General features: G+C 68.2%; 8 protein-coding genes and 4 pseudogenes. 4 read left to right on the top strand and 8 right to left on the bottom strand.

The window, feature by feature from the left end; translation table 11 throughout:
* Window positions 1–160: 160 nt before the first annotated feature.
* From H3H54_RS06700 to H3H54_RS06685, 4 genes and pseudogenes are all read right to left on the bottom strand, one after another.
* A pseudogene (locus H3H54_RS06700) lies at window positions 161–2,045 on the bottom strand (dipeptide ABC transporter ATP-binding protein).
* Window positions 2,042–2,998, bottom strand: coding sequence for an ABC transporter permease (locus H3H54_RS06695; protein ID WP_262426008.1), 957 nt, complete (start codon window positions 2,996–2,998; stop codon window positions 2,042–2,044). Before H3H54_RS06695 ends, H3H54_RS06700 begins: the two are co-directional and overlap by 4 nt.
* Window positions 2,988–3,917 (bottom strand): ABC transporter permease, encoded by a 930-nt coding sequence (locus tag H3H54_RS06690; RefSeq protein WP_262426007.1) that lies wholly within the window; start codon window positions 3,915–3,917, stop codon window positions 2,988–2,990. The genes H3H54_RS06695 and H3H54_RS06690 overlap by 11 nt, the downstream gene beginning before the upstream one ends.
* A gap of 122 nt (window positions 3,918–4,039) precedes the next feature.
* On the bottom strand, window positions 4,040–5,644 hold the full coding sequence (locus H3H54_RS06685) for an ABC transporter substrate-binding protein (protein ID WP_262426006.1): 1,605 nt from the start codon (window positions 5,642–5,644) through the stop codon (window positions 4,040–4,042).
* Between the two features lie 244 nt (window positions 5,645–5,888).
* Here H3H54_RS06685 and pgi point away from each other — a divergent pair.
* Window positions 5,889–7,582, top strand: a pseudogene (gene pgi / locus H3H54_RS06680) (glucose-6-phosphate isomerase).
* Between the two features lie 76 nt (window positions 7,583–7,658).
* On the opposite strand, the gene H3H54_RS06675 reads toward pgi, so the two are convergent.
* Window positions 7,659–9,077, bottom strand: coding sequence for an MFS transporter (locus tag H3H54_RS06675; protein WP_395963525.1), 1,419 nt, complete (start codon window positions 9,075–9,077; stop codon window positions 7,659–7,661).
* A 218-nt stretch (window positions 9,078–9,295) separates the two neighbouring features.
* On the opposite strand from H3H54_RS06675, the gene H3H54_RS06670 reads away from it, so the two are divergent.
* From H3H54_RS06670 to H3H54_RS06660, 3 genes are all read left to right on the top strand, one after another.
* Window positions 9,296–10,450, top strand: a complete 1,155-nt coding sequence (locus H3H54_RS06670; RefSeq protein ID WP_262426005.1) for a flotillin family protein — start codon at window positions 9,296–9,298, stop codon at window positions 10,448–10,450.
* Entirely contained in the window at window positions 10,347–10,856 is a 510-nt protein-coding gene (locus tag H3H54_RS06665) for a flotillin domain-containing protein (RefSeq protein ID WP_262426004.1), read from the top strand. The genes H3H54_RS06670 and H3H54_RS06665 overlap by 104 nt, the downstream gene beginning before the upstream one ends.
* Before the next feature lie 216 nt (window positions 10,857–11,072).
* Window positions 11,073–12,101 carry an ATP-dependent 6-phosphofructokinase gene (locus H3H54_RS06660; protein ID WP_262426003.1) on the top strand — a complete coding sequence of 343 codons (1,029 nt, stop codon included), beginning with the start codon at window positions 11,073–11,075 and terminating at the stop codon, window positions 12,099–12,101.
* A gap of 75 nt (window positions 12,102–12,176) precedes the next feature.
* Here H3H54_RS06660 and H3H54_RS06655 read toward each other — a convergent pair.
* The 3 genes and pseudogenes from H3H54_RS06655 to dnaE form a co-directional block, all read right to left on the bottom strand.
* Window positions 12,177–13,381, bottom strand: a pseudogene (locus H3H54_RS06655) (acyl-CoA dehydrogenase family protein).
* Between the two features lie 46 nt (window positions 13,382–13,427).
* Window positions 13,428–14,249, bottom strand: a complete 822-nt coding sequence (locus H3H54_RS06650) for an endonuclease/exonuclease/phosphatase family protein (protein WP_262426002.1) — start codon at window positions 14,247–14,249, stop codon at window positions 13,428–13,430.
* 4 nt (window positions 14,250–14,253) lie between these two features.
* A pseudogene (dnaE, locus tag H3H54_RS06645) lies at window positions 14,254–17,819 on the bottom strand (DNA polymerase III subunit alpha).
* Window positions 17,820–17,872: the final 53 nt, after the last annotated feature.

Below are 17,872 nucleotides of genomic sequence, written 5' to 3'. Positions count from 1 at the left end.
GGGGACCGAGCAGCGCCCGGTCGCACAGCGAGTGCGACCCGCTCCAGGGCCCAGACGAGTCTATCCGCCAGCGGCCCGCCTGCCACCGGGTCGAAGGTGAGACCTTCGACGCGCTGCGGCGCGAAACACTCGCGGCCCCTGTCGTCCTCTCGATGTCGGCTCAGACGTGTTCGGCACTCGCGAACGGATCGATCGGCTCGTCGTCCTCCGGTCCGGCGTCGTATCCGTGGGGCTGGTCCTCATCCGTCAGGCCTTCGGGCGCCGTGATGTCGATGGTCTCCGAACCTGCGAGAGGGATGGAGCCGCCGGGGATCGCGGCGAGCAGGCGCTTGGTGTAGTCCTGCTGCGGGGAGTGGAACACCTCGTCGGTGGTGCCCTGCTCGACGACCTTCCCCTTCTCCATGACCAATGTGTTGTCCGCGATCTGGCGGACCACGGCGAGGTCGTGGCTGATGAAGAGGTAGGACAGCCCCAGCTCCGCCTGCAGATCGTTGAGCAGCTCGAGCACCTGGGCCTGGACCAGCACGTCGAGTGCGGAGACGGCCTCGTCGCAGATCACGACCTCGGGGTCCAGCGCGAGGGCGCGGGCGATGGCCACGCGCTGGCGCTGCCCGCCCGAGAGCTCGTTGGGGTAGCGGCGCATCATGGCCGAGGGCAGTGCGACCTTGTCGAGCAGGTCGCAGACCCTCGCCTCCCGACTCTTCGCGTCACCGATGCCGTGCAGGCGCAGAGGCTCCTCGATCGTGCGGTAGATCGAGTACATCGGGTCCAGCGTGCCGTAGGGGTTCTGGAAGATCGGCTGCACCTTGCGGCGCAGGGTCTTCAGCTCGCGTCCCTTGTAGGTGGTGACGTCCTTGCCCTTGAACAGCACCCGGCCCTCAGTGGGCTCGAGGAGCTTGAGCACCATCTGGGCGACGGTCGACTTGCCCGACCCGGATTCCCCACGATCGCCGTGGTGGTGCCGCGTGCGATCTGGAAGGAGACGTCGTCCACCGCGAGGAACGGGGTGGAGCGCCACGGGACCTTGCTGCGAATCGGGAAGGACTTGGTGAGCTTCTGCACCTGGATCACGGCGCCGGGGTCGACCTCCCCGTAGCCGAGCTCCGGGCTGATGGCGGACGTCGCGGGTGCATCGGCGGCGGTGTGCGCAGCCTCCTGCGCCTGCTCGCGGATCTCGGCGCGCTGCGTCCCGGAGACCAGTCGCCGGGAGGCGAGTGAGGGGCCGCGCCGATGAGGCGCTTGGTGTACGGGTGCTGCGGGTTCTGCAGCAGCTGGAGCGCGGGCCCGGATTCGACGACCCTCCCCTTGTACATGACCACCAGATGCTGCGCCCGCTCGGCGGCGAGGCCGAGGTCGTGAGTGATCAGCAGCACCGCGACCCCGAGCTCCTCGGTGAGGGTGTCGAGATGGTCGAGGATCTGCTGCTGGACGGTGACGTCGAGGGCACTGGTGGGTTCGTCGGCGACCAGCAGCTTCGGCCGCGCGGCGAGACCCATCGCGATCAGGGCCCGCTGCTTCATGCCGCCGGAGAACTCGTGCGGGTACTGCTGCGCACGGCGCTCGGCGTCGCCGAGCCCTGCCTCCTCGAGCAGTTGGACGGTGCGGGTCTTGGCCGCGGAACCCTTGGCGACTCCGTTGGCCTGGAGCGTCTCCTGGATCTGGGAGCCCACCCGCCACATGGGGTTGAGGTTGCTCATCGGATCCTGCGGAACGAGTCCCACCTGGTCGCCGCGCAGTACCCGGATCTCCTTCTCGGGGAGGTGGGTGATCTCGCGGCCTTCGAAGAGGATCTGCCCACCGGTGATCGTCCCGTTCTTGGCCAGCAGGTGGGCGATCGCCATCGCGGTCGTCGACTTGCCGGAGCCGGATTCGCCGACGATCGCGACGGTCTCGCCGGGGTACACCTCGAGGCTGGCGCTGCGCACGCCCTTCACCGGCCCGTTCGAGGTGGTGAAGGTGATCTCGAGGTCGCGGATCTCCAGCAGCGGCTGGTCGCGGTTCGCGGGGGCGCCTGCGGAGCCGGGGGTCACAGAGGTGGTGGTCATCGCTTCCTCGCCTTCGGGTCCAGGGCGTCGCGCACGGCGTCGCCGAGCATGATGAAGCTCAGCACGGTCACCGCAAGCGCCACGGACGGGTAGAACAGCATCGACGGCTGCGTGCGCAGCGCGTCCCGAGCGGCGGAGATGTCGCCGCCCCAGGAGACCGCGTTCGCCGGCAGGCCCACGCCGAGGAACGACAGCGTCGCCTCGGCGACGATGAACACGCCCAGGTTCACGGTCGCGGTGACGATCACCGGCGCGATCGCGTTGGGGATCACGTGCCGCAACAGCACGGAGGGGCTCGAGGCGCCCAGCGCGATGGAGGAGGTGACGTAGTCCTGGCTCTTGGTCGAGATCACTGCGCCGCGCATGATGCGGGCGACGTTGGTCCAGCCGAACACGCTCAGCACGGCGATCACGGTCCACAGGCTCATCTCGCCCAGGCGGGTCGCCACGACGATCGCGCCGAGGACCAGGGGGACCGCGAAGAAGACGTCGGTGATGCGCGAGAGGACCTCGTCGAACCAGCCGCCGACGTAGCCGGCGAGCGCGCCGATCATCCCGCCGATCAGGGTCGAGCCGAGCATCGCGAAGAACCCGATGATCACCGAGGTGCGGGCACCCCAGAAGGTGCGGGCCATGATGTCGTACCCCTGGCGCGAGGTGCCGAAGGGATGCTCGGACCCCGGGGGCTGGTTCGCGATCGAGAGGTTCCCGTAGCGAGGATCCTGCGAGGTGAATACCTGCGGGAAGGCGGCGACGAACAGCACGAACAGGATCAGCAGCGCGGAGATGACGAAGACGGGGTTGCGCACCAGGCTGTGCCCGGCCTCTGCCCACAGGGAGCGGGGCGTGGAGGTCGTGTCGGCCGCGTCGACCGCCTGCAGCGGGGTCTCGTCCAGCGGTGCGACCCAGTGCTCCGACCGGGGGCGGCGGGTGGGGAGGGCGTCACTTGGCATAGCGGATCCTCGGGTCGAGCAGGCCGTAGAGCAGGTCCACGACGAGGTTGGAGAGCAGGAAGATGATCACCAGCAGCGTCACCAGGGACACGATCATCGGAGCCTCGCCGCTGGTGATCGAGCTGAACAGCAGCGTGCCGATGCCGGGGATGTTGAAGACGCGCTCGGTGACGATCGCGCCGCCCATCAGGGCGCCGAGGTCGGCGCCGATGAAGGTGACCACGGGGATCAGGGAGTTGCGCAGGATGTGCCTGCTCACCACTCCCCCGCGCGTGAGGCCCTTGGCGGTCGCGGTGCGCACGTGGTCGGCGGTCGCGGTCTCGGCGATCGAGGTGCGGGTCAGGCGCAGCACGTAGGCGAAGGAGACGCCGCCGAGCACGAAGCCGGGCAGCAACAGGTTCACCCAGGACGGGTCGCGGCCCACGTTGATCGGGGAGATGCCGAGCTGCAGACCGAACACGAACTGGGCCAGGAAGCCGAGCACAAAGGTCGGCGTGGCGATCAGCAGCAGGGAGAGCATCAGCAGCGTGGTGTCGATCAGCTTCCCCTTGCGGAGACCGGAGATCACGCCGGCGATGATCCCGAAGATCGATTCGACCACGACCGCGATGATCGCGAGCCTCATGGTGGTGGGGAACGCCGCGGCGATCTGGTCCCAGATCGGCCGCCCGTTGAATCCGACGCCGAGGTCGAAGGTGAGCACGCTCTTGAGGTAGAGCAACCACTGGACGAGGACATGCTGGTCCAGGTTGTACTGCTCGCGCAGCTGCTGCTCGACGGCCGGGGAGATCGGCTTGTCGCCGGCCAGGGCGAGGATCGGGTCACCCGAGGTGTAGAACGCCATCAGGTAGACGATCAGGGTGGCGCCGAGGAAGACGGGGATCATCTGCAGCAGTCGCCGCCCGATGTACCAGATCACGTCGATCCCTTTCGGTATGTGGATGGGCCCGCCAGGCCTGCGGGACGGCCCGGCGGTGCCGGGCGTGCGACAGCGGGAACCGGACGGAGCCGGTTCCCGCTGTCGCCGAGGGGGTCAGCCGATCACTTGGTGATCTGGTGGTACAGCGGCACGGTGTCCCAGCCGTACTCCACGTCGGAGACGAGGGTGGAGAAGCCGCCGATGGTGTTCTGGTACCAGAGCGGAAGGACGGGCAGGTCGCGGATGAGCAGCGCCTCCGCCTCCTGCCACAGGGCGATCGCCTCGTCCTCGGACTCGGCCGCGAGGCCGTCGGCGAGCAGCTGGTCGAACTCGGGGTTCTTGTAGTCGCCGTCGTTTGAGCCCTTGCCGTCCGCCGCGGCGGAGCCGTAGAGCGGGCCCAGGAAGTTGTAGGCCGAGGGGTAGTCGGCCTGCCAACCCGAGCGCCAGGTGCCCATCAGCTCGCGCTTGCGGATCTGCTCGCGCATCTCGCCGAAGGCCGGGAACGGGGTGGGCTTCGCCTCGATGCCGAGCACGTTGGTCAGCGAGTTGCAGACAGCCTCGACCCAGTCCGAGTGCGGGCCGTCGGCGTTGTAGGCGAGAGTCAGGGGACCCTCGAAGGGCTTGATCGCCTCGGCCTCCTCCCACAGCTTCTTCGCCTCGGCCTCGTCGAACTCGAGCACCTCCGCGCCGGGGAGGTCGGTCGCGCCACCGCCGGGGATCACCGGGGAGACGAAATCGGTGGCCGGGGTGCGGGTGCCGAAGAAGAGGTTGTCGCAGATCGACTGGCGATCGATCGCCCGGGAGAGCGCCTGGCGGCGCAGCGGACCGGCCTCGCCCTCGAAGTTCGGGTCGTACCCCGGCAGCGTGATCGACTGGAACACGGCGCCGGGTGCGTTGACGGCCCGGTCGCCGAGGTCGTCCTCGAAGGTGGCCAGTGCCGAGCCAGGGAGCTGATCGACCACGTCGACGTTGTCCGACTGCAGATCGAGGTACATCGTCTCCGGGTCCTGGTACACCGTGAAGGTGATCCCGGCGTTCTGCGGGGCGCGCGGGCCGTCGTAGGACTCGTTGGGCACGAGCACTAGCGACTGGTCGTGCGTCCAGGACTCGAGCTTGTACGGGCCGTTGGCCAGCGGGGCCTCGCCGTAGGCGTCGATGTCGTCGAAGGCGGTCGGCGGCAGGGGCATGTAGGCGGAGTAGCCCAGGCGGGTCGGGAAGTCCGACTGCGCGGAGACCAGACGCGCGGTGAAGGTGGTGTCGTCCACGACCTCCAGGCCGGAGAGCGTGGCGTCGGCGGCGACGCCCTCGGCCGAGAGCTCGTCATAGCCCTCGAAGGGCTCGAAGAAGTACTGGCCGAGCTGGGCGTTGGCAGCGTTGGCGCCGAAGCTCCAGGCGTTGACGAAGTCCTGCGCGGTGATCGGGGTGGAGCCGTCGGAGTAGGTCAGGCCCTCACGGATCTTGATGGTCCAGTTCTGGTTGTCCTCGGACTCGATGGACTCCGCGAGATCGTTCTCGGCGGTGCCGTCCGCCGTGTAGTAGACCAGCCCGGCGAAGAGCATCACGATGATGCGACCGCCGCCGACCTCGCCGGTGTTGGTGGGGATCAGCGGGTTCTCGGGCTCGGTGGTGTTCGCGAAGATCGGCTCTCCGGTGCCACCGCCGTCACCACCGTTGCCGGCGCCGCCGCCGTCATCGCCGCCGCCGCAGGCCGCAAGGGTGAGCGGCACCGCCGGCAGCGGTGCCCAGCATCATTGATCGACGTGAGAAGGCCATGGAGACTCCTGGGATGACTCGGGTTCGTGAGCCGCACGATCATTGTGCGGCACCGATCCAGTGTGCACCCTTAAAAGTCAACTGCAATCCACCTGGTGGTAACGCTTAGGTCTCGGCGGGGTTCCGTCGCACGTCACCGGGCAGAGGGAACTGACTGGACGACTCCCCTTGTCCCGTCCCGCAGTGTTCAATGGCTGTATGACTGCTCCTTCTTCACCCTCCGCCCCCATCGACCCGACCTCCACCGACGCCTGGGCCGAGCTCGAGGCTCACAACCTCGCCCTCGACGGTTCCCTGCGTGAGTGGTTCGACGCCGATCCGCAGCGTGCGGAGCGCTTCACGCACACCGCGGCCGATCTGCACGTCGATCTGTCCAAGAACCTGATCACGCCCGAAACCTCGGAGCTGCTGCTGCGGCTGGCACGCGAGGTGGGTGTCGAGGAGCGGCGCGACGCGATGTTCGCCGGTGCCCACATCAACACCACCGAGGACCGCGCCGTGCTCCACACCGCGCTGCGCCGCCCGGCGGGCTCCTCCCCTTCCCTCGTGGTGGATGGCCAGAACATCGATGAGGACGTGCGAGGCACGCTGCACCGCGTCTACGACTTCGCGGACAAGGTCCGCTCCGGTGAGTGGACCGGCGTGACCGGCAAGCGGATCCAGACCGTGCTGAACATCGGCATCGGCGGCAGCGATCTCGGGCCGGTGATGGTCTACGAGGCGCTGAAGCCCCTGGCCCAGGACGGTCTCGAGGCCCGCTTCATCTCCAACATCGACCCCACCGACGCCTACGCCACCACGAAGGATCTCGATCCCGAGACCACCCTGGTGATCGTCGCGTCGAAGACCTTCACCACGCAGGAGACCCTCACCAACGCCCGCCTGGTGCGGCAGTGGCTGCTGGGCGCCCTGCGGGAGAACGCGGGCCTCACCGCAGAGCAGGAGAAGGAGGCCGTAGCCAAGCACTTCGTCGCCGTCTCCACGGCGCTGGACAAGGTCGAGGCCTTCGGCATCGATCCCGACAACGCCTTCGGGTTCTGGGACTGGGTGGGCGGCCGCTACTCGGTGGACTCCGCGATCGGTACGGTGCTGGCGACCGTGCTGGGGCCGGACGCCTTCGAGGAGCTGCTGGATGGCTTCCACGCGATGGATGAGCACTTCCGCACCGCCCCGGCGGCCCAGAACGTGCCGCTGCTGATGGGCATGCTGAACATCTGGAACGTGAACTTCCTGGAGGCGGAGACGCACGCGGTGCTCCCCTACTCCCAGTACCTGCACCGCTTCCCCGCCTACCTCCAGCAGCTCACGATGGAGTCCAACGGCAAGGCCGTGCGCTGGGACGGCTCGCTCGCCACCACCGAGACCGGCGAGGTCTTCTGGGGTGAGCCCGGCACCAACGGCCAGCACGCCTTCTACCAGCTGATCCATCAGGGCACCCGAGTGGTCCCGGCGGACTTCATCGCCTTCGCGACCCCGAACCACGCGCTCAAGGACGGCGAGCAGGACGTCCACGAGCTGTTCCTGGCGAACTTCTTCGCCCAGACCAAGGCGCTCGCCTTCGGCAAGAGCGCCGACGAGGTCCGCGCCGAGGGCACCGAGGGCCCGTTGGTCGCGGCCCGGGAGTTCTCCGGCGACCGCCCCACCACCTCGATCATGGCCCCGCAGCTGACCCCGTCGGTGCTGGGCCAGCTGATCGCGCTGTATGAGCACATCACCTTCGTGCAGGGTGTGGTGTGGGGGATCAACTCCTTCGACCAGTGGGGGTGGAGCTCGGCAAGCAGCTCGCGAAGGATCTCGCCGGCGCCGTCGCCGGCGATGAGGCCGCGATCGCGGGCGAGGACTCCTCGACCGAGGGCCTGATCCGCTACTACCTCGCCCACCGCGAGCGCTGAGCCGCCGCGAGCGCGCACAGCACTTGAAGGAGGGCGGTCCCGTACGGGGCCGCCCTCCTTCATGTCGCGTTCTCGATCAGGCCAGGTAGTCCACCTCGCGGGTCTCCTTGCCGACCAGCAGCGCCACCAGCGTGATGATCGCGGCAAGGGTGAGATAGCCGCCCACCAGCCACAGCGACCCGTCCATCGTCTGCCACAGGGCGATCATCACGTACGGAGCGGGGGCCGCCCCGATCACCGAGGCCATGTTGTAGCTGACGGCACTGCCGGTGTAGCGCACATCGGCGCGGAACATCTCGGGCAGGAACGCGGCCATCGGCCCGAAGGTGAGGCCCATCAGCGTGAAGCCGAGGATCAGCGCGGCCATCACACCGACGGTCCCGCCCTGCATCAGAGGCTCCAGGGCGAATCCGAAGGCCCCGATCGCGACGGTGACAGCCAGCAGCAGCTTCCGACGTCCCAATCGATCCGCGAGCGGCCCGGAGACCAGTGTGAAGACGCCGAAGAAGACGACGCCGATGATCAGCATGGTCAGGAACTGCGGGCGGTCGTAGCCGAGCCCGGGCGCGAATCCTGCCGCGTCGAAGGGCTTGCCGGCGGCCTCGGCCGCGGCGCGAGCCGTCTCCTCATTCGCGGCAGTGGTGCCAACGACCATGAGGAACGCGGTCATCAGGTAGAACAGCACGTAGGTCGCGACCATCGCGATGGTCGCCAGGATCAGAGGCTTCCAAGCGGTGCGGAACACGCGTGCGATCGGGATGGAGGCGACACGCTCCTCGTCGATCACCTTCTGGAACGCAGGGCTCTCCATGAGCTTCAGCCGCACCCACAGGCCGACGACCACCAGGAAAGCAGAGAGCAGGAAGGGCAGTCGCCAGCCCCAGGACATGAACTGCTCATCGGTCAGCTGCAGGCTGAGCACCACGAACAGCAGGTTCGAGAGGATGAAGCCGATCGGAGCGCCGAGCTGCGGGAAGGTACCGAAGAGGGCCCGCTTGCCCGGTGGGGCGTTCTCCGTGGCCAGCAGCGCCGCGCCGGACCACTCGCCGCCCAGTCCCACGCCCTGACAGAACCGCAGCAGCACCAGGATCGCGGGGGCGATGATGGTGAAGCCGGGTGTCGACGCGGTGGGCAGGACCCCGATGAGGAAGGTCGCGATGCCCATCACCAGCAGGCTCGCCACGAGGGTGTTCTTGCGTCCGATCCTGTCGCCGAAGTGCCCGAAGAGCAGCGATCCCAGGGGTCGCGCGACGAACGCGACGCCGAAGACGGCGAAAGAGCTCAGCAGCTGGTTCGCCGGGGTCTGCGTGGGGAAGAACAGGGCCGGGAAGACCAACGAGGCGGCCGTTGCGTACGCGTAGAAGTCGAAGAACTCGATCGTGGTGCCGACCATCGACGCGGTGATGACGCGGGCGGGGGTGTTGGCGGGCGCGCCGGCGGGCGCGGAGCCAGGAACCGGGGCGTCGGGAGGAGAGGGGTGCTGCACGGTGTTCACGACGGGCGACCCTAGACCCCGAGTTCCGCCATTCGGACCCTGCGGTCGCATCTTGAGACGGCAAATGGGCGCGACGCTGGCGATCCTCCGCTTTCCAGAGCGCCATCCCGCCCCGGCAAGAGGTCACAACTGGATATCCGGTCCCGGGACGACCGGGCGGGGCAGTCCATTCGATGCGAGGATGCCCTCGGCATGCCTGTACTCAATGAGGGGAACCCATGGAACTGCTGATACCCACCGTGGTGGTGGTCGCGGCGCTCGCGGTCGTCATCCTGATCGGACTGATCGTCCTGATGCGCAGCTACCGCATCGCGGCGCCGAACGAAGCGCTGATCATCACCGGCCGCAACGCGAAGACCAGCCCCACCGGTGACATCGACCTCGAGTCCGGCAGCGCCCGGGTCATCATTGGGGGCCGAGCGATCGTGCGTCCGATCTTCGACCGCGCCTTCGTGCTGAGCCTGAGCTCGCGCCAGATCCCGGTCGAGGTCGAGGGTTACTCGATGAACGGCATCTTCCTGCGGCTGCGTGGGGTGGCGCAGGTCAAGGTCGGCGGCAACATCGACGACGTCCGCAAGGCCTCTCAGCGATTCCTCGACCAGCAGCAGCAGATCGATCACTACACGCAGGAGATCCTCTCGGGCACCCTGCGCGCGGTGGTGGGCACACTGAGCGTCGAGCAGATCATCCGCGACCGTGCGTCGTTCGCGAGCCAGGTGCAGGCCGAGGCCGAGCACTCGATGAACAACCAGGGTCTCGTGATCGACACCTTCCAGATCTCCGCCATCGAGGACGACGGCTCCTACCTGCGGGACTGGGGACGCCCCGAGGCGGCACTGGTGGCCAAGCGCGCCGCGATCGCCGAGTCCGATGCGAACCGTGAATCCACGCAGGCCAGCAACCTCAACCTCCAGCAGGAGGCGGAGTCCAAGCAGACCTTCGATCTCCGCAATGCGGAGATCAAGGAGGAGACGGATGCTCGGGAGGCCATCGCCGATGCCTCCGGCCCCCTGGCCCGTGCCGCCCAGCAGCAGCGGATCATCGAGCAGGAAGAGCTCATCGCGGTCCGCAACAACGACCTGCGCGAGAAGCAGCTGGTCGCCGAGGTCCACAAGCCGGCCGAGGCGAAGCGCTACGCCGAGCAGCAGGATGCGGATTCCAAGAAGTACACGCACATCGCCGAGTCGGAAGCTCAGCTGACCGACGAGCGCAACCGTGCCGAGTCCCGCAAGGTCACCGCGGACGCCGAGGCCCACGCCATCGAAGCCCGTGGTCGGGCCGAGGCCGAGGTCGAGCTGCAGCGCCGCTCGAAGGACGCCGAGGCGGTCCGTCTCGAGGGTCAGGCCGAGGCCGACCCTGCGTGCCAAGGGTGAAGCCGAAGCGGCGGCGATCCTCGCCAAGGGCGACGCCGAGGCGGAGACCACCCGTGCCCGTGCCGAGGCGTACAAGCAGTTCAACGACGCCGCGGTGCTCGCCCAGGTGCTCGAGGTCCTGCCCGAGGTCGCCGGCGAGCTGGCCGCCCCGTACTCGAACATCTCCAACCTCTCGGTGTTCTCCACCGATGGCGAGGCGAAGATCGGCCAGAACATCTCGGTGGGTCTGGCCCAGGTGCTCGACATGGTCAAGTCCACCACCGGTGTGGACTTCCAGGACACGCTCCAGCGCGCTGCCGACGGCGGCCGCGAGGTGCGCGCCCAGGCGGAGCAGGCGGACAGTGCATCGCGCCCGTCCCCGTCCCCGTCCGACGATGCCGCGGACGAGGCTGCCGACGACGCCTGAGTCTTCGCAGCCGCATTCCTCGAGCGCCCCGGTGCCTCCTCACGGAGGGGCCGGGGCGCTCTGCTGCGCAAGCCATGGCTCATCGGCGCTCCCAGACAGCACGTTCACGTCCCGAGCAGAGAAACTGCTCCTGCGAGCTCCCTCCGGCTCTAGAGTGGACAGTGCCCCTGCCTGTGCCCTGCTCCCGTGCTCGATGAGAGAAGAGAACCCTCCCCCATGAAGATCGGAATCCTGACCTCCGGCGGCGACTGCCCCGGTCTCAACGCGGTCATCCGCGGCGCGGTGATCAAGGGCGACAAGCTCTTCGAGGACGAATTCATCGGTTTCAAGGACGGATGGCGGGGCGTCATCGACGATGACTGGATGACGCTGCCGCGCCGACGGGTCCGCGGCATCGGCCGGATCGGCGGCACCATCCTGGGCACGTCCCGCTCGAACCCCTTCGCCGACGGTGAGGACGGCGCACAGATCGTGCGCCGTCATCTGGACGAGAACGACATGGACGCGATCATCGCGATCGGCGGGGACGGCACCCTGTTCACTGCGAATCGGCTCTCCGAGGCGGGAATCCCGGTGGTCGGCGTGCCGAAGACGGTGGACAACGACCTCGACGCCACCGACTACACCTTCGGATTCAACACCGCGGTGGAGATCGCGACCGAGGCACTGGACCGTCTGCGCATGACCGGGGACTCCCATCACCGCTGCATGGTGGCCGAGGTGATGGGCCGCAGCGTGGGCTGGATCGCCCTGCACTCCGGAATGGCGGCGGGTGCCCATGTGATCTGCCTGCCGGAGTTCCCGCTGACCATCGGGGAGATCTGCCAGTACGTGAAGTCCGCCTTCGACCGCGGCCGCGCCCCGCTTGTCGTGGTGGCCGAGGGCTTCGTGCCCTCCGATGCGCCGGAGGGGTTCATGGATTACGACCTGGACGAGTTCGGCCGGCCCCGGTTCGGCGGCGTGGCCCAGGTGCTCGCGCCGCTGATCGAGGAGCGGCTGGGCATCGAGTCGCGGGCGACGGTGCTGGGCCATATCCAGCGCGGCGGGGAGCCGACCGGTTACGACCGGGTGCTGGCCACTCGGCTCGGCACCGCGGCGGTGGATCTGGTCCATGAGGGCCGCTTCGGGCACATGGTCGCCCTCCGCGGCACCGAAATCGTGGACGTGCCGCTGACCGAGGCCATCGACAGCGTCAAGCGGGTGCCGGAGTCACGCTGGCGCGAGGCTGAGGTGTTGTTCGGCTGACTGCATCTCGGCGTGCATCTAGCTCACCGAGGCTGCCGGACCTTCGCACGATGACGATCCGCATTGCGTCGCTCATCAGGGCAGCGCCGGGAGGGTCGCACCGATGTCGCCGAGCAGGGCCTTGGCGTAGGAGGCGTGCACGGATTCCTCATCCGAGGGGTGGTACATGCCGGCACGCACGTCACGGGAGAGGCGCTCGAGCTCGCTGCGTCGGAAGTACTGGGCGCCTCCGCTGGCGCGCAGCACCTGGTCCACGGCGGAGATCGCCGTTTCGGTGGCACGGGACTTCACGCCGGAGAAGTGCAGGAACCAGCGAGGGCCGTGATCGGTTAGGCCGGTGCCCTGCTCTCCCGTGCCCAAGGCGTCGAGATCGGCCATGATCTTCTCGATCTGGAGGATGATGCCGTCGACGGCGATCGCCGCGTTCGCCAGGCGCCAGCGGATGTCCGGATCGTCGGCGTGGACGATGCCCTTGGTGGCGTTGCGGCGGGTGGTGGCGTTCCGGGTGCCGACGGCGATCGCGCGCTCGGCGATGCCGGTGTACACCGAGGCGATCAGCAGCTCGAAAGCCCCGAAGATCCCCATCACGAAGGCGTCCGGGTTGGGGCCGACGGGTGTGCTGGTCAGCACGCGGTCTGCGGCGACCGGCGCCGAGTGCAGCTTGGTGGTGCGGGACTGGGAGGGGCGCATGCCGTGGGTGTCCCAGTCATCGAGCACCTCGATGGCTTCGGTGCGCTCGAGCACCCCGAACAGCAGGCGGGGATCCGCCTCGCTCGCCTCGGCGACACGGCCGTGCGCCACCAGGCGGTCCCAGACGGGGGCCAGGGAGGTGAAGATCTTGGTGCCGGTGAGCTGGAAGCCACCGTCGGGCTGCTCGTCGGCACGGGTGGAGGAGTCGAAGAGCATCGCGTCGTTGCCGGCCTCGGAGATCCCGAAGGCGAACAGCTGGTCCGCGGCGGCGTCCTCGAGGATGGTGCGCACGCTGTCCATGCCGAGACGGTGGGCGTGCAGTGCGGCGCCGGTGACCACGAGGTGCATGTTCATCGACAGCGCCGTGGCGGGCGCGGCCTGGGCGAGCCGGCGCTGGATCCGTGTGGCCTCGAGCAGGGAGCGCCGAGCCCGCCGAGCTCGGTGGGCACCAGCAGCCGCAGGTACCCGCGCTCGCGCAGATCGGCGAGATCAGCCTCAGGGAAGGTGTTCTCCCTGTCATGGATCACCGCGCGTTCGCGGAAGGTGTCCAGCAGGGAGTCGGGAAGCAGGTTCTCGGAGATGGTGCTCATGGGGCAACGCTAGTCCAGCCCGCCCTCCGCAGTCCTCACCGGTTGTTCAGCGGACGCTCCGAACGAGGGTCGCGACCACCGGTCGGTGGTCCGAGGACCCTCTCGACCCCACTGCCATCGCGGTCACCGTGAGCGGCCCGCGGGTCCAGAGCGAGTCGATCCGGCGGATCGGGAAGCGCGCGGGATGCGTGGCGCCTCGTGCAGGTCGCAGGCGGGCCAGGGCCGCGCTGAGCATCTGGCGCAGCGGCGACCTGCGGGCTTCCCCAACCGACGATGACGCTGCGTCCATGGCCTCGCGCCAGCCCGTCGCCGCGAGCGCGGCCAGCTCCGGAGCGGAGGGTTCTGCGTTCATGTCCCCCATCAGCAGCGCCGGTCCCGTGAGGTCCTGGGAGAGCCGGACGATGCCCTGCACCTGTGCGGTGCGGTGCGCGGGATCGGAGTTGTCGAGGTGCGTCACCAGCACGTCGAGCTCCTCCCCGGCCGGGCTGCGCACCCGCGCGTGGAGCACGCCGCGCGGCTCCCGCAGCGGCTCACGGCCGGGGTGAGCGGGCAGCAGGTGCAGGGTGTGGGCGAGGATCTCGTGCCGAGTCAGCAGCGCGAGTCCGTAACGGCGCCGCGGAGCCCCGTCCCGCACCGGCGGGAGATCGAGCGCGGCGCCGAAGCACACCTGCATCCCCAGCAGCTCGGCGAGCCGGGAGGGCTGGTCCGCATGACCGGAGCGGGGCCCGAACCCGTCATCGACCTCCTGCAGGCCGATCACGTCGGCTCCGAGTGCGGCGATCTCCTGCGCCGTGCGGGCGAGGTCGACCCGGCCATCGGGCCCGAGCCCGTGGCGGATGTTGAAGGTCGCGACCCGCCACGTGGTCATCGGTTCACTGCAGGCAGCTCGGGCCCAGCAGCGCCTTCAAGGACGCGTACAGGGCAGCGGAGGGGTTCACCGAGAGCCGCTTGTCCAGCTGCATCAGGGTGGTGCGCCCGGGCTCCTGCAGGCGCAGCCGCACCTCGCTGGCCCCGGGGTTGTCCTCCAGCACCCCGCGCAGGTCGCTGACCACCCGTTCGGTGGCGCGCATCGCGGGCAGGGCGATGGTGACGGGGCCGTCGGCCCCGCCCCCGGTCTCGGGGACGGTCATCTCCATCACGCGCAGCTCCGGCATGCCCTTGGAGGTGTCCACCCGGCCCTTCATCGAGACGATGAGATCCTCGGCGAGCTCTCCGGCGACGGTCATGTAGGTCGAGGGGAACATCAGGCAGTCGATCGAGCCCTCGAGGTCCTCGACGGTGACGATCGCCCACATGTCGCCCTTCTTCGTGGTCTTCCGCTGCAGGCTCGTGATCAGGCCGGCGATGGTCACCATGGCGCCGTCCTCGACGGCGCCGTCATCGGCGAGGGCGCTGATCGAGGTCGAGGAGTTCTGGGAGATGACGTGCTCGAGCCCGTAGAGAGGATGGTCGGAGACGTACAGGCCCAGCATGTTCCGCTCGAAGGCGAGCTTCTCCTTGCGGTCCCACTCCGGCAGATCGGGGATGACGATGGTCGCGGCAGAGCCGGACGCCATCTCGCCGTCTCCCCACCGCCGCCGAACACGTCGGCGAACAGGTCGTACTGACCCTGAGCCTCCTTGCGCTTCAGATCCACGACGGAGTCGACCGCGTCCTCGTGGATCAGCACCAGGGAGCGCCGGTTCGCGCCCAGCTCGTCGAAGGCGCCGCCCTTGATCAGGGACTCGATGGTGCGCTTGTTGCACACCGACAGCGGGACCTTGTCGAGGAAGTCGGTGAAGGAGGTGAAGGCGCCCTTCTCCTCGCGGGTCTTGATGATCTCCTCGACCACGTGGGCGCCGACGTTGCGGATCGCCGAGAGCCCGAAACGGATGTCCTCGCCGACGGCGGAGAAGTACAGATCGGATTCGTTCACATCCGGGGGCAGCACCGTGATGCCGCGGTGACGGCAGTCCCCCAGGTACAGGCCCAGCCGGTCGCGATTCTCCTGCGTGGAGGTCAGCAGCGCGGCCATGTACTCGGTGGGATGGTTCGCCTTGAGGTAACCGGTCCAGTACGAGACCACCCCGTAGGCCGCGGAGTGGGACTTGTTGAAGGCGTAGTCCGCGAACGGCATCAAGGTCTCCCACAGCGCCGTCACCGCGGCGGTGGAGTAGCCGTTCTCCTTCATTCCGGCCTCGAAGGAGGCGAACTGCTTGTCCAGCTCCGACTTCTTCTTCTTGCCCATGGCGCGGCGGAGGATGTCGGCCTGACCGAGGCTGTACCCGGCGACCTTCTGGGCCGTCTGCATGACCTGCTCCTGGTAGACGAGCACGCCATAGGTCTCGTCGAGGATCTCGGCCAGCGGCTCCTCGAGCTCCGGGTGGATCGGGGTGATCTCCTGGAGCCCGTTCTTGCGCAGCGCATAGTTGGTGTGCGACCCCATGCCCATCGGGCCCGGTCGATACAGCGCCGAGACGGCGGTGATGTCTCCGAACTGGTCAGGCTTCATCTGCCGCAGCAGGGTGCGCATGCCCGAGCCGTCCAGCTGGAACACACCCAGCGTGTCACCCTTCTGCAGCAGCTCGTAGGTCTTCTTGTCATCGAACGGCAGGGTCTCGAGGTCCGGCGGCGTCTTGCCGTTGCGCTCCATGTTCGCCACCGCGTCGGAGAGCACGGTGAGGTTGCGCAGCCCGAGGAAGTCCATCTTCAGCAGGCCGAGGGTCTCGAGCGTGGGGTACTCGAACTGGGTGATGATCTGGCCGTCCGAGGGGCGGCGCATCATCGGCACGATGTCGATCAGCGGGTGGCTGGACATGATCACCGCGCAGGCGTGCACGCCCCAGCCGCGGGTCAGGCCCTCGACGCCCTTGGCGATCTCGACGACCTTCTGGACGTCGGGGTCCTCATCGTGCAGCCGGCGGAACTCGCCCGCTTCTGCGTAGCGCTTGTCCTCGGGGTCGAAGATGCCGTTGACCGAGATGTCCTTGCCCATGACGGTGGGCGGGAGAGTCTTGGTGAGCTTGTCCCCCATCGCGAAGGGGTAGTCGAGCACGCGGGCGGCGTCCTTGAGGGAGTTCTTCGTCTTCATCACGCCGTAGGTGATGACCTGTGCGATGCGGTCGTCGCCGTACTTGCGCTCGACGTACTCGATGACCTCGCCGCGGCGGCGATCATCGAAGTCGACGTCGAAGTCCGGCATGGAGACGCGGTCCGGGTTGAGGAACCGCTCGAACAGCAGGCCGTGCTCGATCGGGTCGAGATCGGTGATGCGCAGGGCGTAGGCGACCATCGAGCCGGCACCGGAGCCACGGCCCGGCCCCACCCGGATCCCCTGCTCCTTGGCCCACTTGATGTAGTCCGAGACCACCAGGAAGTAGCCGGGGAAGCCCATCTGGAGGATCACGGAGACCTCGTAGTCGGCGCGCTGCTGCACGTCCTCGGGGATCCCTGCGGGGTAGCGGTACTCCAAACCCCGCTGGATCTCCTTGATGAACCAGGACTCCTCATCCTCCCCGGGCGGGGTGGGGAAGTGCGGCATGTAGTTCGCACCCTCGTCGGTGGTGCGGAACTCGACCTCGCACATCTCGGCGATGGTCAGGGTGTTGTCGCAGGCTTCGGGGAACTCGCGGAACAGCTCACGCATCTGCCGCGCGGACTTCAGGAAGTAGCCGGAGCCGCCGAACTTGAAGCGGTCGGGATCATTCAGCCGGGACCCGGAGTTGATGCACAGAAGGACGTCCTGGATCTGCGCATCCGCCTCGGTGACGTAGTGGAGGTCGTTGGTGGCCACCAGCGGGGCCGACCGACTTGCTGACCTCGATCAGGTCCTTGGAGACTCGCTTCTCGATGTCGAGGCCGTGGTCCATCAGCTCGATGAAGTAGCTGTCCTTGCCGAACATGTCCTGGAACTCGCCGGCGGCCTTGACGGCCTCGTCGAACTGTCCCAGCCGCAGCCGGGTCTGGACCTCGCCGGAGGGGCAGCCGGAGGTCGCGATCAGTCCATCGGAGTACTTCGAGAGGATCTCGCGGTCCATGCGCGGCCACTTGCCCATCTGGCCTTCGAGGACGCGGAGGAGGCGAGCCGGAAGAGGTTGTGCATGCCGGCCGTCGACTTCGACAGCAGGGTCATGTGCGTGTAGGCGCCGCGTGCGGAGACATCGTCTCCGGCGAGCTGCTGCTCCTTGGTCCCCCACTGCACGCGGGTGCGGTCGTGGCGGCTGGTCCCCGGGGTCACGTACGCCTCGACGCCGATGATCGGCTTGACGCCGGCATCCGTCGCGGCCTTGTAGAACTCGTAGGCGCCGAACAGATAGCCGTGGTCGGTGATCGCGACGGCCTTCTGGTTCTGACGGACGGTCTCGTCGACCAGTTTGTCGATCTTCGCGGCCCCGTCCAGCAGGGAGTAGTCGGTGTGCACATGCAGATGCACGAAGTCATCGGAGTCCGCAGAAGCCATGCCCTCCAGGGTAGCCGCGCGGACCGACCGATGAGGCCCGGCGCAGGGGTCGG

Source organism: Brachybacterium sp. Z12 (assembly GCF_014400405.1).
GTDB lineage: Bacteria > Actinomycetota > Actinomycetes > Actinomycetales > Dermabacteraceae > Brachybacterium.
Note: the sequence above shows the minus strand (reverse complement) of the source record. Positions and strands in the feature narration are given on the sequence as shown.

What these genes read in the sequence shown, in the direction of transcription:
- H3H54_RS06695 (WP_262426008.1), bottom strand. Translation starts at nt 2,998, where the DNA reads ATGCCAAGTGACGCCCTCCCCACCCGCCGCCCCCGGTCGGAGCACTGG.
- H3H54_RS06650 (WP_262426002.1), bottom strand. Translation starts at nt 14,249, where the DNA reads ATGACCACGTGGCGGGTCGCGACCTTCAACATCCGCCACGGGCTCGGG.
- H3H54_RS06670 (WP_262426005.1), top strand. Translation starts at nt 9,296, where the DNA reads ATGGAACTGCTGATACCCACCGTGGTGGTGGTCGCGGCGCTCGCGGTC.
- H3H54_RS06660 (WP_262426003.1), top strand. Translation starts at nt 11,073, where the DNA reads ATGAAGATCGGAATCCTGACCTCCGGCGGCGACTGCCCCGGTCTCAAC.